The sequence below is a fragment of the Paenibacillus silvae genome, assembly GCF_014639235.1.
Lineage (GTDB): Bacteria > Bacillota > Bacilli > Paenibacillales > Paenibacillaceae > Paenibacillus > Paenibacillus silvae.
On record NZ_BMFU01000019.1, the window covers coordinates 1 to 14,598 of the forward strand.

A 14,598-nucleotide genomic window follows, 5' to 3' on the forward strand; every position below is an offset into this window, starting at 1 on the left:
GAGCTGACCAGTACTAATCGGTCGAGGGCTTATCCAAATATGCAAGTCTAATTTGCGAGCGTTTCGTTTCGAATCTAGTTTTCAGAGAACAACACTCTGATGGAAATGGAAAGAAGGTAAACTTCGATCCAACCCGCGTTTGGTGGCGATGGCGGAGGGGTTCCACACGTACCCATCCCGAACACGACCGTTAAGCCCTCTAGCGCCGATGGTACTTGGACCGCAGGGTCCTGGGAGAGTAGGACGCCGCCAAGCAAAGAACCACTGCCGATGATGTTCGGTGGTGGTTTTTATTTTTTTAGCTTTTTTTGCATATGAGGCGCTTACATCTTCGTTATGTGAAGGTAACATTTTTGTTACGGATGGCAGGGGTAAAACCAGTATAATAGGACTATGTTAAATATGCTAAAAGTACCTGACCGAAGAGCTGGATTGTGCAGCTGTGAAAAGGAGGGTGTGTGTGTTAAGTTGGCGGAGAGTTGGACTTCATTCCATACTGTTGCTTTGTCTAGCGATTGTTCTTGCAGGCTGCGGTGAAGCTTCAGGATCTGTATGGACCTCCTATGAAGGTGCGGTTAACGAGAAGAGTTTTCCGGTACCCAAAGTAGCGAATAAATCTGACCAGTCCGAGAATAACTCGGATATGGATTACGTTCGATATACATTGTCTGGAATTAATGAAGGTATGAGCCTACCCGAGGTTTATCTTGACGAGATCAAAAGTTGGGGATGGACAGAAAAGCAGACTAAACAATCCTCGAACACTTCCAGCAACCTGCATGTTTTCGCGAAGGAAGGACATATTGTACAGTTAGCTGTTCATGATGGGTCTTTTACTTTAATGGTTCCTCGGAATGAAACAACGCAAACGACCGTTAAATCACTTGGTGAAGATGATTGATCGGATTCATGATGTGACGTAACAATTAACAATGTAATGTTCCCATATACTGAATGTCCTCTTCGATACGATGAGGGCTTTTTTATTTTTTTAAACAGCAGGAGAAGGAGAAGGTTATCGCCAGAGTTATATGTTAGGGCATAGAAAAGGACTTTTAGATAAAAGGGAAGAGTTAAAAAACCCGATGCTGTGGATAAGATGAAGGTCATGAAAAATGGGTGAATGAAAAAAGGTTATCCACAGTGGATAACCTTTTTGGATGATAGATGCTAATCTTATCATGAGATGTCGGGAGGTCGAAATTATTTTACTGAAGATAATAAGAGACATCTTGCTCGTTTAATTTAATGAGGCCATCTTTACGTCCGCGAGCGAGGATGATTATGACGTAGAAGCGAGGTCCAAGCATCCAGAGGTGCCAGAATAGCAGTGACATCGTGAAGGACACCGGCGACCATAACAGGCACACAGTAATGATACATAAACCGATCCAGCTCATGTTCAGATGAACACGGACAAACATGCGATAACTGAAATGCTGATCTGGAACGTAGCCGAACCAAGGCATTCTGAGGTTCCAGCGCCAGCGCTTCGCATAGGAGGTACGTACCAGCAGCAGGATGGTTCTGGCGATGACATAATGAATCCATAGGGTAATCGGCCCTGCCAGCAAAAAGAAGAAGAGGCCGGTCCAGGAGAAGGCTAGCAGATTAAAAAAGAGCATCATAACGGGTAAACACAGGTAGCTGTATATGACACTGCGGGCAATAGCCTTTTTTTTCAGAAGACGGTACTGATAAAAGGTTGCCTTATTCTCCGGTTCGGCGATCATACGATTATAAATCCTCCTTCAGGTATACAGTAATAGAATGGGCTATGCGTATGTATTTTGGTGATGTGGATGATAGGGTTGGAAAACTCTGATATCGTTATCATATCTTATATATCGGCTGAAATTCCAAGATTTTTTAAGATTATTATTATGAAGTTTGGATTACCGCAAGGCTGTACAAAGGGTTAACCTTGGAGTATGAAAAGGGAAATGGGTAATCGTATCCATGCAAATGATGGTGAGCATAGATTACCGGTTGTAATTTTCGGTACAGACACCTATAGAGGGGGAAGCGAATATATATATTTTATAGAAAGAAAGCACTATGAAAATGTTTAAAATAATAGAAACTGTGCAATACTGATAGTAAACGTAAAACAAGGTGGGATGGTTCATGGAAGAACATGCCGAACACACATGTATTATTTGCGAACAGAGGAAGAAAGAAGGCATTTTTATTGTATCTGAATTCATATGCGATACTTGTGAAGCTGAGATGGTTCATACCGATGCGCAGGATGCGAAGTATAATTTTTTTATTCATCAGATGAAACAGATATGGGTACAAAAGAACGCTTGAGGTGGCTGCCAAATGAGCGTTTCATGAAGGTTTATATTTTCCGCGTAAACGTTAGAAATTCATATTCTTTTGCTACTGAATTGAAGGGGCCTTTGGGCCTTTTTTTGTTATGTGATGTGGGGCAGTATCTTGTGTGGTCTGTATAGAAGGCGTATGCTGATTATAACGAATACAGGTTCATTGTGCTAAAAAAGAATAACAGTTACAGGATGGTTAACTTATGAACGAAAATGATAAATCAAAGGTTGGCAAAGAGAAGGCACCTATATATGAAGCATTACTTGCATACCGTCATTCGAAGCAGCGTTCATTTCATGTGCCCGGGCACAAAAATGGACAAGTCTATCATCAGTGGATAGGGCATACGAAGCAAGATACAGAGCGTAAACAAAAATGGACAGGAACGTTCGCTGAGAAAAAAAGGGTTACAGAAACTGGACAAAAGAGGGAGCATGAACAGGGGAAGGCTGTCTTTACGGGAGTGAATTCAATGAATCCTGTTGACGAGCAGAATCCTGCAGGCCGATTGTATGATGCAGACTGTTTCCAAAATTCAGTTGTACCCGTTCGTGCGTATCTGGAGATGATGGAGATGGACGTTACGGAGATTACGGGCACGGATGATCTTCATCATCCTGAGGGAGTCATCAGGGAGGCGCAGGAGCTGGCAGCGGATTGTTTTGGTGCGGAAGAAAGCTTTTTTCTGGTGGGTGGCAGTACCGCAGGCAATCTGTCTTTACTGCTGACGGTGTGTGATGAGCCGGAGAGTATTGTGCTGGTTCAGCGCAACGTACATAAATCGGTCATTCACGGTTTAATGCTGGGGGGCGCAAGGGCGGTATTTCTGGAGCCATGGGTTGACCCTGTATCTGGACTTGCTGTCATGCCGTCGGTTGAGACGGTTCAGGCTGCTGTCCAGAAGTATCCTGAGGCAAAGGGCCTATTTGTCACGTTGCCGAATTACTATGGCATGGGCGCGGATTTGACGCCAATTGCCGAGATCTGCCACGAAGCTGGCATGCCATTACTCGTGGATGAAGCGCATGGCGCGCATTATGGGCAGCATTCGGAGCTGCCTGCGTCTGCACTGTCCTGCGGAGCAGACGGTGTAGTGCAGTCGACGCATAAGATGCTGGCCGCATTCACCATGGGAGCCATGCTGCACGTTCGGGGACCGCGTTTGAACCGGTCCCTGCTGCGGCAGCGTCTGGCCATGGTGCAAAGCTCGAGCCCATCGTACCCGGTGATGGCTTCGCTTGATCTGTCGCGCCGGCTGCTGCATGTGCACGGCGCAGAGGCCTTCACGGCAGGGCTTGCTGCTGTGAAAGCCTTCAAGCGCGGCCTGGCAGAGCTGCCGCGCTTCCAACTGCTGCAGCCTGCGGATGTGCCGCTGCAGCAGGGGCCGCCGTGCGGCCATGAAGTGCCGGCGGCGATGCCTGGCCGCGCCGGCTATACCGCTCAGGACCCATTCAAGGTCGTCATATATGACGACACAGGGGTGCTGAGCGGTTATGGGCTGCAGCAGCAGCTGGAAGCCTGCGGCTGCGTGCCCGAGATGAGCGACGAGCGGAACGTCGTGCTGCTCTTCAGTCTTGGCTCGACCTTGCAGGATGCCGAGCAGCTGCTAGAGGCTTTGCGACATATACATGAGGACAATATGCCGCCTGAGCATCCGCTGCCTTTGATCGGGTCTGCACAGTCAGTTGCCGAGAACAATCCACCAAAATATGTTTCCACGTGGAACATTAAGGAACAAAACAGTGCTGTTTCGGAGCCTGTAGTGTTCTCCCTTCAACCGATCAAGGAGACAGACACTATCGAATTACCCATTGAAGACAGTGCAGGTTACCGTGCGGCAGAAATGGTTATTCCGTATCCCCCGGGGATTCCCCTGTTGTATCCTGGAGAGCGCATAAGTTCCAAGGTAGTAGCACGAATAAGGACTTTACGCGAGGAAGGAGCCAGGTTTCACGGAATATCCGATCATATAGCACGTACATTAAAGGTCATGGAGCAGCGTTAACGATGTGTGAAGAATAGAAAGCTCACTAGTGTTTAGCTTGCAGCAGACTCAGATATGTAGAGCACATCTTCAGTTGAGATGCTTCTATGGATATTGCTCTTGGTCTTGTTATCCGCCATCACTAATGGAGCTGCTATTTGCCTTTACGGCAGGTTAAGACGATAATAGGGTGCTTGTCACCTGTTTGATTTAAAGTGATATATATCTTGGTTGAAAAAGGTCTTACGTTTCATGTTGGACGAACAGCCTCCTTATAGTATGATAGAAAGAAAACAAGCTTGTATTATTTTAGTGTTATTAAATGCAGTTGTTTACGATACACCTCTGGGCAAGTGGCATCATATCCTGATGTAAGAGGGTCTAGGCACTTGCATAATAGCCTTGAATGGATGCAGCTATGAATACAGAAGGCAGGGAAGCATATGCAGGGCAGAGGTAAATTCATTACGCTGGAAGGAGGAGAGGGCTCAGGGAAAACGACGATGATCGGTAGAATCGGTTCTTATTTTGAGAAACGGGGTATACCTTACGTAGTCACACGGGAACCTGGCGGGATTGAGATTGCAGAGAAAATACGCAGCATCATCCTTGACCCTCTTCATACGGCGATGGATGCCCGAACCGAAGCACTGCTCTATGCAGCAGCACGAAGCCAGCATCTGGCGGAGAAGGTAGAGCCTGCACTGCAAGCAGGCAAAACGGTCATCTGTGATCGGTTTGTCGATAGCAGTCTGGCCTATCAAGGCTATGCTCGCGGCCTAGGAATAGAGAATGTCTGGGCGATTAATCGTTTTGCAATTGGAGATTTAATGCCAGATGTAACCCTCTATCTTGATATTGAGCCGGAACAGGGACTTGGGCGTATTGATGCCCACGATGGTCGTGAGGTCAATCGTCTGGATCTGGAGAATCTGGAGTTTCATCGTAAAGTACGTGAAGCGTATTTCCTGCTACAGAGGAAATTTCCAGATCGTATCCAAATGATCGATGCTTCACAGACTCCGGATGAGGTGGAGAGAGCGATGATTTTGTCGCTGGAGAACGGGATTTTGAAGGATTTTGACGAGTAATTGTCTAATATATAGACATGGCATTTTGCTAAAAGTGCTTATTCTGAAGGAGGTTATGCAGGATGAAACTGATTGTTGCGATTATACAGGATAAAGACAGCAACCGATTATCCAGCGCATTGGTCAAAGCGAACTTTCGGGCAACCAAGCTTGCCAGTACGGGTGGATTTTTGAAGGCAGGCAACACGACGTTTATGATCGGTGTCGATGATAGTCAGGTCGAATCCGTTATGAACGTTATTCGCAGCAGCTGTAAGGTTCGTGAACAGCTCGTAACTCCGGTTACACCTATGAGCGGAACGACCGACTCGTACCTGCCGCTGCCTGTTGAAGTTCAAGTTGGTGGAGCAACCGTATTTGTTCTTCCGGTAGATCGTTTCGAGCATTTCTAATTTGTCTGTGCATGAAATCCATGAGTATTTTTCATTATCAATAGCATGATTGTATCTTGCAAGATGATAAGGAATGATGTAAAAGGACGTATCCTATGCATACGTGCCACTTATGGAGCGCCCTTCTTGATGACAAGAACCGGCACACACTCTCTCCAAAAGAAGACTTTACTCCAGAGTGAGGACCTTCTTCGGGGAGAGGCTAGTTAGAACACAATGGTAGATAAGTTCTTCTTTTCTACCACTATATATACAGTGCAGTTCAAACATATAAGAAACATCTTACGCACAGGCGCAGCGCGCTCTGTGCTGATGTGCGATTGGCCTAACGATGAATAGAAAGCAGGCGTATCCATGAAAATCAATCCTGGATTCAGGCCGATGCAGAGTGGAATCAATACGAATGATTCCGGCTCCAAGCCGGTTCAATCCAAAAGTTTCTCTGATATGATGAATCACCAGGGAGAGCGGGCTTCACAAGCAGAGCTTAATCGCCGACTAAGTGAAATTCAGCTTCAGGGTGAACGCTTGAGTCGTTCTATGACGATTCGTGAGCTGAAGGCTTACAAACAGCTAGTCAAAAGGTTCCTTGAAGAGACGGTCCGCCGTGGTGTCACGATGAAGGAAACTCGCGGGTGGGATCGTCGGGGCAGAGGTAAACGATACAAACTGATTGATGAGATTGACTCGGCTCTGTTATCTATGGCGGATGAATTGCTGGATACAGAAGAAGGGAAGATCACTCTTTTACAACAAGTAGGAGAAATTAGGGGGATGCTTATTAATTTAAGCTTTTGAGGAGGAAGTATGTCCTTTCAACAGATTAAGGGCCAACAGGCAGCCAAGCAATTGTTACAAAGCAGTTTGAGACGTCACGCGGTCAGCCATGCATATTTGTTCAGTGGTCCGCCCGGGAGCGGGCAGCTGCAAACAGCTCTGGCATTCGCCAAGGCAATCTTCTGCACAGAGCTTGAGGATGACGCCTGCGGGAAATGTCTTGAATGTCGTAAAATAGAACATGGAAACCATCCGGATCTGACGACGCTGGCACCGGATGGGAATAACATTAAAATAGATCAGATCCGCGATTTACAGCGCATTTTCTCTTACCGGTCAGAGGCGGGACACCCCAAGGTGTATATCATAGAGCAGGCGGAGAAAATGACGGTTCAGGCGGCGAACAGCCTGCTGAAATTTCTGGAAGAACCTCAGGTGCCTGCAGTCGGTATTCTGCTTACAGATAACGGTCAAGCTATGCTGCCTACGATCCGCTCGCGTTCCCAACTGGTGCCGTTCAGTGCGCTCAATCCGGAGGAAATGCTTCAGATTTTGATCGAGGAAGAGTATCCTGTGAATCTGGCCCGGCCCGCTGTCCATTTAGCGTCAGGACTGGAAGCATGTAGAGAAATTCTCCAGCAGAATTGGTTTGCAGAAATTAGAAACGTAATGTTACAATTAGGGAAGGAGTCCCTGGGTAGAGGAAGCACATCCTTGATCTCGGCACAGCAGAAGCTTTTTAAAACAGGACTCTCGGAACATCTGGACATGCTGCTTAGTTTGTTCCATCTATGGTTCAGGGACATGCTGTATGTTCAGTACGGTAGGCATGAACATATCGTTTTTATAGATCAGTTAGACATGCTGTCTCAGTTGGCACAAACCCGCAGCACGGAGCAGTGGGTCTCCTATATGGATTTGGCCGCGGCATGCAGAAAAAAATTGCGTTTTAATGTCAATGGCCAGCTTTGTCTGGAGCAATTTTTGATCGGTTTGGCATAAGGCTGGAGAGCATCATGTGAGTTCCAATCCTATGCAAACGGTTATAACTTCGGCGGGTTCCCTAAGAAGTCAGGGCTTCAGACGAAGTGGGGTTGGCTTACAAGGGGGTTAATTTTTTGTACAGTGTAGTGGGTGTCCGTTTCAAAAAAGCGGGCAAAATTTATTACTTCGATCCCCTGGACCTTCCTATTGAGCAAGAAAGCTGCGTGATCGTGGAAACGGCACGAGGGGTTGAGTATGGTAAGGTTGTCGTGGGTAAGAAGGAAGTAGGCGAAGCTGATGTAGTACTGCCGCTCAAAAAGGTTATCCGCGTTGCTGGTGATACAGATGCCCGCGTAGTGGATGAGAACAAGCGTGCAGCCAAGGAAGCTTTCGGTACTTGTTTAAATAAAATCAGAGACCATGGCCTCAAGATGAAGCTGGTTGATGTAGAATTTACGTTTGATCGCAATAAAATCATTTTTTATTTTACGGCAGAAGGAAGAGTAGATTTTCGCGAGCTGGTCAAGGATCTGGCTAGCATCTTCAGGACACGAATTGAACTGAGACAGATTGGTGTCCGTGATGAGGCAAAAATGCTTGGTGGAATCGGACCTTGCGGACGTGTATTATGCTGTTCCTCCTGGCTGGGAGATTTTGAGCCGGTATCAATCAAGATGGCTAAAGATCAGAGCTTGTCACTGAATCCGACGAAAATTTCAGGGTTGTGCGGAAGACTTATGTGCTGTCTGAAATTTGAGCATGATAATTATGAAAGTGTGAGAGAAGAACTGCCGGCAGTAGGCAAACTGGTCATCACTTCAATGGGTGAAGGTAAAGTTGTCGGAATTAACGCAGGTAACCGCACGGTGCATGTTCAACTGTTCGACATCAGTAAAGTCAAAGAACTTCCGCTGGATGACGTCGTTATCAAGTAAACCATAAAGGTTGCTTCGGGGTGGAAACTTGGAAAAGAAAAATCTGTTTACACACATTCATGAAATGGAAACCCAAATGGGTCAGTTGCACGGTGATTTAGCAGAATTAAAAATGATTGTTAAAGAGCTGCTGGAGGATAATCAGCGGCTTACCATTGAGAATGAGCAGTTACGCAAACTGCTGAAGCGTGAAGCGCCGGCTGATCTGCCGATCTCCTCAGCGCTTGCACCTGTAGCAAGACCGGCTGGCCCGGCTACGGGTGAAGATGTTGTAGGCGAGGGTTACGATAATCTGGCCCGGCTGTATCATGAAGGCTTCCACATCTGCAACGTCTATTATGGACATTTGCGGACGGAAGGTGATTGTCTGTTCTGCCTGTCTTTTTTGAATAAATGAAATGGCCGTAGGGATTCCCTACGGTTTTTTTTCAAGGTTATAAACGTTATAGAATACCGGAGGATGAGTGTAACATATGACAGACCATGAAGTGATTTTACAGGAGTCGGAGCGAATTGATGATCTGCTCTCTCACGACTTGCGAATTATTCAAAGTGATGAAGTGTTCAGTTTTTCCATGGACGCTGTATTGCTTGCACGTTTTGCATCTGTACCGAAGCGCGGACGTGTTCTTGATCTATGCACAGGTAACGGCGTTGTGCCTATTCTGCTGACAACACGTACACAGGCAAGCCTGGAGGGAATCGAGATTCAGCCGAGGCTGGCTGATATGGCACGCCGAAGTGTACAGCTTAATGAGCTTGAAACATCCATTCTGATTCGTGAGGGAGACCTTCGTGAACTGGTAAATGAGACAGGACATGCCGTCTACGATGCAATTACTGTTAATCCACCTTACATGCCTCTGAATGGGAGTGATCTTAAAGCCAATACACATCAGGCTATGGCACGTCATGAAATTGGCTGCACCCTGGAGGAAGTCATTCAGGCATGTAATCGTCTTGTACGTAATGGGGGAAAAGTATCGATGGTTCACCGCCCGCAGCGACTGGGTGAAATCATATCATTAATGCGTCAGTACAAGCTGGAGCCCAAACGAATTCGTATGGTGCATCCGCGTGCTCATCTGGAAGCCAATATGGTGCTGATAGAAGCGATGAAGGATGGCAAGCCAGAGGTGCGCATGCTGCCGCCGCTTATTGTTTACAATGAACAGGGGAATTACTGTGATGAGATTATGGACATTTATTATGGCCAGCAGCAGGCCGAACGTACGAAGGAGGGAGGAAACTAGATGACATTGCATGTTCAAAAAAGTTTCAGTGAGCAGTCTGATCATGCTGGTAAGCTTTACCTGGTGGGTACACCGATTGGCAATCTGGAGGACATGACCTTCCGTGCAATCAAGACACTGCAGAGCTGTGACATTATTGCCGCAGAAGATACTCGCCAAACGCGAAAGCTGCTGACTCATTTTGAAATCACACCGTCTATGCTATTCAGTTATCATGAGCACAATAAGAGTGCAAGTGGCCCTGAATTGATACGCTATATAATAGAAGGAAAAAATTTGGCGCTGGTCAGTGATGCGGGTCTTCCAGCCATTTCGGACCCGGGTTCTGATCTGGTGAAGCTTGCAATTGAAGCGGGAATTACGGTGGTTCCGATTCCAGGTCCGAATGCTGCATTATCCGCTTTGATCGTATCCGGGTTGCCAACGGAACGATTCACGTTTGGTGGTTTTTTACCACGGGAGAAAAAGGATATGCGGAAAGTGCTGGAATCCTTTAACGAATCCAATGGAACGCTGTTGTTCTATGAATCCCCTCATCGTATTCGCAAAACGTTAATGAACCTGGAAGAGATTCTGGGCGATCGTTTGATTGTATTGGCACGAGAGCTGACCAAGCGGCATGAGGAATTTGTAAGAGGTAATTTGCAGGAATGTATTGAATGGCTGGAGCAACACCCACCATTGGGTGAATATTGTCTGTTGGTTGAAGGAATCCGGGAAGAGGAGCGTAAGGCTGAACGGGAAGCCTGGTGGCAGGTTCTTTCACTTGAAGAGCATGTAGCGCACTATGAAAATGAAGGAAACAGCCGAAAGGATGCGATGAAGAAAACAGCAGGGGATCGCGGTCTGACCAAACGGGATGTTTACAACGCGCTGATCGAATAAAAAGGCTGGGACAAATAACATTTTCTAAAAATGGGGTAAATGACCTGAAAGAGAACTTAAATCTAACCTTAGTAAAACCTTAAAATGAAAATGGGGCATTGCAATAAAAAGTGAAAGAATTGTGACAGCTCTTCATAAATGGGTAGAAAAAATCCCTCCAGCGGTGGGGTACACACCGGGAGGGACATTTAGGAATATGAAAAGATTAGAATTAATGATAAAAATAATTCAATGATGCCTGTTTTTTCTTATTTTGCTACTGGTGCAGGGATTTCGGAAATACATTCGTTACAAACGATTTTGCCTTTGAAGTAAGTTACGTTCTCTGCGTTACCACAGAAGATACAAGCTGGCTCGTATTTTTTCAGCATGATGCGCTCGCCGTCTACGTAGATTTCCAGAGCATCTTTTTCACCAATACCGAGCGTACGGCGCAATTCGATTGGAATAACTACCCGTCCCAGTTCATCCACTTTTCTTACAATACCTGTTGATTTCATCATTATAATCAGTGCTCCTCTCAGCTAACTATCATTGTCATTATTCGACATTATTTTATGTTTTATGATACTCATCATACCAACGATTCCCAAAACAGTCAACCTTAAAATTAGCTTAAAATAAAGGGGGTTTTTGTTGAGTTTACTGGTGGTAAGGGATTGAGAGCAATATTTCGCATTTAAACATCCATGTCAGCTTTGTCGATTTGGAAAACGTTAAAACACCTTTGTTCGACAAAATTCGTCAAAGTGTGTCGAATCCTTGGTGAAAAACGAAGCCAAACGCGGTAATATCTATAGCAAGAGAAATTTTAAAAGGAGTGAATGGATATGGAACATCGTCTGACGGAAGAAAAAGTATTCAAAGATCCGGTACATAATTACATCCATGTGCAAGAACCGATTATTTGGCAACTCATCAACACACCTGAATTCCAGCGGCTACGCCGCATACGTCAATTAGGGACGTCCTATCTTACTTTTCACGGGGCAGAGCACAGCCGCTTTTCCCATTCCTTAGGTGTATACGAAATTACACGCAAAATTATCTCTCAGTTTGAACGAAGTCATTATTCGGACTGGCCGAAGGAAGAAAAGCTGGTGGCACTTTGTGCTGCCCTGCTTCATGATCTTGGACATGGACCTTTTTCACATTCCATTGAAGAGGCATTTGATATGCATCATGAAGATTGGACTTGCCGCATTATCCAGGGGGATACCGAAGTAGGGGCGATTCTAAGACGGTACGCTCCTGATTTTCCAGAGAGAATTGCTTCTGTCATCCAGAAAACCTATGATAAACCGATTGTTGTAAATCTGGTGACCAGTCCGCTGGATGCTGATCGAATGGATTATCTGCTCCGAGATGCTTATTTTACCGGAGTAAATTATGGTACCATCGACTTGGACCGAATTCTTCGGATGCTGCGTCCGTATCATGGACGGATTGTCGTTAAAGAGTCTGGCATGCACGCCGTTGAGGATTACCTCATGTCCAGATACCAGATGTACTGGCAGATTTACTTTCATCCAGTGACGCGCAGCTCCGAAATTATTTTGCGTCAAATTTTCAAAAGGGCAAAGCAGCTTGTGAAGCAGCAATTTTCATTCCGTTTCATGGTGGAGCCACTGCCGCAGCTGTTTGGTGGTGAAATCTCGGTTGATGAGTATCTGCAGCTTGATGAAGCATTGATACAGACAGCCTTTATGCAGTGGCGTAAAGAGGACGATGCTGTTCTGAGCGAGCTGTGCGAGCGTTTTATGGATCGCAAGTTGTACAAATATGTGGAGCTTGAACAGATCGACTTGAACATCATTGAAGAGATTCGGGAGGCATTTGTTCACTTAGGGCTTAATCCCGAATATGATCTTGAGATTGATTTTCCAACGGATAATCCATATGATGTGTTTCGTCCAGATCAATCTACTGATAAACAGATTCTTCTGCTGGATCGGCAGGACAAACTCATAGAATTGTCAGAGGTCTCCGATATTGTGCGTTCAATCAGCGGTCTTCATCTGGGGAAACATCATCTGTACTACCCGCAAAACAAGGTGGATGCCATTTTGCATGAATTGCCGTCCCATATACGCCCCTATTTTCTGTAATTCCGGGTGGTGCAGCAGGGTGAACATAACATTTCGATATCGAAAGACTTTCTAAGAGAGCTATTTTACATGATACATTAATCTGCTTTAATGGGGAGTAAATGTAGATCGACATAATTTTGTAATTGAAGAGAGTAAATGTTCCGTTCCTGATGCAATCTAGATGCAAGATATTGATTTGAATTTTCATTTTTCTTCTATATATAGTTGCTGGACTGTTCAAAATGAAAATAAAGAAATAATGACTTGTCCCGATCAATTGGTTAAGAAAAAAATAATTTTGAGAGTCTGATACAGAAATAATTTGAATTTGTATTTCGACATGAAGGGAGAAATAAATAGCATGTTATTCGACACACATACACACCTCGATGCGCCACAATTCGACGAAGACCGGGAGGACATGATCCAGCGGGCTGTAGATGCAGGCGTCACACGTATGATCAATGTCGGCTTCAATCGGGAGACGATCCCGACCACGATGAAGCTGGCGGAAACGTACGATTTTATCTATGCGGCGGTAGGATGGCATCCGGTGGATGCAATTACGATGCAGGAGGGTGACCTGGAGTGGATTGCATCATTGTGCAAACATGAAAAGGTGGTAGCCATTGGCGAGATTGGTTTGGACTATCACTGGGACACCTCACCCAAGGAGGTACAGCATCGCGTATTACGACAACAAATTGCATTAGCTCGTGAGATAAATATGCCTATTGTTATTCATAATCGGGATGCTCATGAGGATATTGTTCGTATTTTGCGTGAAGAAAAGGCTGGTGAAGTTGGCGGAGTCATGCATTCGTTTTCAGGCAGCTGGGAAACAGCGAAAATGTGTCTGGATTTAGGGTTCCACTTATCCTTCGGTGGGCCGGTTACTTTCAAAAATGCGAAGCAGCCCAAAGAGGTGCTTGCGAAGGTTCCGATGGATCGATTTTTCCTGGAAACGGACTCCCCTTATCTTACACCCCATCCTTATCGTGGAAAACGAAATGAAACAGCGCATGTACGTCTGGTTGCCGAGGCGGCAGCGGAAATTAAAGGCATTTCGGTGGAGGAAATTGCTGAAATTACTACCAAAAATGCAATGGAACGATTTGGAATTAGATAAGAAATCGAGTAAATCAGGTGAAAAAGGGAGTTATAGAGAGGTAATCTGCTCTTTGATCTGAATAATTGAAGAATATTACAATATTTTAACCAAATATTTAGAAAAACGTACTTGATCCATGCTTTACAACATGCATCAAAACAGGATATCATCTTTTCAGTGAATTGTTGTGCGGAAAATTGGACAGATGTTCGGGGGATGAACAAAGGGACACTTTCCGATAAGACAACAATACTTTCATGAATCAATCTCGCTGAGTCTCCGTAATCGGAGAGCGGGGGAACCAATAGGGCTTAAACATCGGTGATTGCAACCGGTGCGCATCGTTCGCTGACCCAAAAGCAGCGGATGGAACTGCGAAGCCGTATTTGATTTCTTCTTTGGGTCTCGGGGTGAATTCAAGGGCGTCCGCCATGAGCGGGTGACCTAAGATAGGGCGGCTCTCTTTCGCCCGAACCCGACAGCTAACCTCGCAAGCGGAAAAAGAGAGGCAACCTCGTGCATGAATTTCCGATATTCAAAATCATTCGGAAGCCACGAAAGAGTCTCTTAACACTCTTTCTTTGGCTTTTTTTGTTTTGAATAAAAGAAATAACGTCATCTTACGGCAAGCTTTCTGAAGATGGCATCATGTTGCGAAGAGGGGTTCATGGTGCAGAACCGGTCATTACCTCTGATCTGTGTTCTGTAGGAAAATTTGGTATAGTCGCGTCACATACATCATGCATTACTTTAGACGGCGAGGCT

General features: G+C 45.6%; 15 protein-coding genes, 1 rRNA gene and 1 riboswitch. Of the genes, 14 read left to right on the top strand and 2 right to left on the bottom strand.

Translation table 11 applies throughout. From position 1 onward, the window contains the following. Positions 1-138 precede the first annotated feature (138 nt). Together rrf and IEW26_RS28015 are read left to right on the top strand one after the other, a co-directional pair. A 5S ribosomal RNA gene (gene rrf / locus IEW26_RS28010) occupies positions 139-255 on the top strand. A 205-nt stretch (positions 256-460) separates the two neighbouring features. Beyond that, positions 461-901 (top strand): hypothetical protein, encoded by a 441-nt coding sequence (locus tag IEW26_RS28015; RefSeq protein WP_145406593.1) that lies wholly within the window; start codon positions 461-463, stop codon positions 899-901. 307 nt (positions 902-1,208) lie between these two features. On the opposite strand, the gene IEW26_RS28020 is transcribed toward IEW26_RS28015, so the two are convergent. Then, entirely contained in the window at positions 1,209-1,733 is a 525-nt protein-coding gene (locus IEW26_RS28020; protein WP_145406592.1) for a hypothetical protein, read from the bottom strand. 394 nt (positions 1,734-2,127) lie between these two features. Here IEW26_RS28020 and IEW26_RS28025 point away from each other — a divergent pair, with 394 nt between their 5' ends. The 10 genes from IEW26_RS28025 (at position 2,128) to rsmI (ending at position 10,632) form a co-directional block, all read left to right on the top strand. Then, the gene (locus tag IEW26_RS28025; RefSeq protein ID WP_145406591.1) at positions 2,128-2,313 is read left to right on the top strand and encodes a sigma factor G inhibitor Gin; all 186 of its coding nucleotides are present in this window, start codon (positions 2,128-2,130) and stop codon (positions 2,311-2,313) included. 220 nt (positions 2,314-2,533) lie between these two features. After that, entirely contained in the window at positions 2,534-4,336 is a 1,803-nt protein-coding gene (locus IEW26_RS28030; protein WP_188594794.1) for an aminotransferase class I/II-fold pyridoxal phosphate-dependent enzyme, read from the top strand. A gap of 422 nt (positions 4,337-4,758) precedes the next feature. After that, positions 4,759-5,406, top strand: a complete 648-nt coding sequence (gene tmk, locus IEW26_RS28035) for a dTMP kinase (protein ID WP_188594795.1) — start codon at positions 4,759-4,761, stop codon at positions 5,404-5,406. A gap of 62 nt (positions 5,407-5,468) precedes the next feature. Beyond that, entirely contained in the window at positions 5,469-5,798 is a 330-nt protein-coding gene (gene darA / locus IEW26_RS28040; protein ID WP_047914178.1) for a cyclic di-AMP receptor DarA, read from the top strand. 354 nt (positions 5,799-6,152) lie between these two features. Beyond that, complete coding sequence (locus IEW26_RS28045) at positions 6,153-6,596, top strand: YaaR family protein (protein WP_111273242.1); 444 nt, start codon at positions 6,153-6,155, stop codon at positions 6,594-6,596. 9 nt (positions 6,597-6,605) lie between these two features. Continuing rightward, a complete protein-coding gene (gene holB, locus IEW26_RS28050; protein WP_188594796.1) occupies positions 6,606-7,577 on the top strand; it encodes a DNA polymerase III subunit delta' in 972 nt (323 codons plus the stop codon). A gap of 116 nt (positions 7,578-7,693) precedes the next feature. Beyond that, a complete protein-coding gene (locus IEW26_RS28055; protein ID WP_111273244.1) occupies positions 7,694-8,494 on the top strand; it encodes a PSP1 domain-containing protein in 801 nt (266 codons plus the stop codon). A gap of 28 nt (positions 8,495-8,522) precedes the next feature. Further along, complete coding sequence (yabA, locus tag IEW26_RS28060; protein WP_110899238.1) at positions 8,523-8,891, top strand: DNA replication initiation control protein YabA; 369 nt, start codon at positions 8,523-8,525, stop codon at positions 8,889-8,891. Positions 8,892-8,967: 76 nt separating this feature from the next. After that, positions 8,968-9,747 (top strand): tRNA1(Val) (adenine(37)-N6)-methyltransferase, encoded by a 780-nt coding sequence (locus IEW26_RS28065; protein WP_188594797.1) that lies wholly within the window; start codon positions 8,968-8,970, stop codon positions 9,745-9,747. After that, positions 9,748-10,632 (top strand): 16S rRNA (cytidine(1402)-2'-O)-methyltransferase, encoded by an 885-nt coding sequence (gene rsmI, locus IEW26_RS28070; RefSeq protein ID WP_188594798.1) that lies wholly within the window; start codon positions 9,748-9,750, stop codon positions 10,630-10,632. A 248-nt stretch (positions 10,633-10,880) separates the two neighbouring features. Here the strand turns inward: rsmI and IEW26_RS28075 are convergent, their stop codons facing one another. Continuing rightward, entirely contained in the window at positions 10,881-11,135 is a 255-nt protein-coding gene (locus IEW26_RS28075; RefSeq protein ID WP_017691383.1) for an AbrB/MazE/SpoVT family DNA-binding domain-containing protein, read from the bottom strand. 327 nt (positions 11,136-11,462) lie between these two features. Here IEW26_RS28075 and IEW26_RS28080 point away from each other — a divergent pair, with 327 nt between their 5' ends. Beyond that, positions 11,463-12,740: an HD domain-containing protein gene (locus IEW26_RS28080; protein WP_188594799.1), complete on the top strand. Its 1,278-nt coding sequence runs from the start codon at positions 11,463-11,465 to the stop codon at positions 12,738-12,740. Between the two features lie 343 nt (positions 12,741-13,083). After that, entirely contained in the window at positions 13,084-13,851 is a 768-nt protein-coding gene (locus IEW26_RS28085) for a TatD family hydrolase (protein ID WP_145406584.1), read from the top strand. A gap of 241 nt (positions 13,852-14,092) precedes the next feature. Continuing rightward, positions 14,093-14,346, top strand: a riboswitch (cyclic di-AMP (ydaO/yuaA leader). Positions 14,347-14,598 lie beyond the last annotated feature (252 nt).

Coding starts and splice junctions, on each gene's coding strand:
- IEW26_RS28020 (WP_145406592.1), bottom strand. CDS start 1,733: ATGATCGCCGAACCGGAGAATAAGGCAACCTTTTATCAGTACCGTCTT.
- IEW26_RS28025 (WP_145406591.1), top strand. CDS start 2,128: ATGGAAGAACATGCCGAACACACATGTATTATTTGCGAACAGAGGAAG.
- IEW26_RS28030 (WP_188594794.1), top strand. CDS start 2,534: ATGAACGAAAATGATAAATCAAAGGTTGGCAAAGAGAAGGCACCTATA.
- tmk (WP_188594795.1), top strand. CDS start 4,759: ATGCAGGGCAGAGGTAAATTCATTACGCTGGAAGGAGGAGAGGGCTCA.
- darA (WP_047914178.1), top strand. CDS start 5,469: ATGAAACTGATTGTTGCGATTATACAGGATAAAGACAGCAACCGATTA.
- IEW26_RS28045 (WP_111273242.1), top strand. CDS start 6,153: ATGAAAATCAATCCTGGATTCAGGCCGATGCAGAGTGGAATCAATACG.
- holB (WP_188594796.1), top strand. CDS start 6,606: ATGTCCTTTCAACAGATTAAGGGCCAACAGGCAGCCAAGCAATTGTTA.
- IEW26_RS28065 (WP_188594797.1), top strand. CDS start 8,968: ATGACAGACCATGAAGTGATTTTACAGGAGTCGGAGCGAATTGATGAT.
- rsmI (WP_188594798.1), top strand. CDS start 9,748: ATGACATTGCATGTTCAAAAAAGTTTCAGTGAGCAGTCTGATCATGCT.
- IEW26_RS28075 (WP_017691383.1), bottom strand. CDS start 11,135: ATGATGAAATCAACAGGTATTGTAAGAAAAGTGGATGAACTGGGACGG.
- IEW26_RS28080 (WP_188594799.1), top strand. CDS start 11,463: ATGGAACATCGTCTGACGGAAGAAAAAGTATTCAAAGATCCGGTACAT.
- IEW26_RS28085 (WP_145406584.1), top strand. CDS start 13,084: ATGTTATTCGACACACATACACACCTCGATGCGCCACAATTCGACGAA.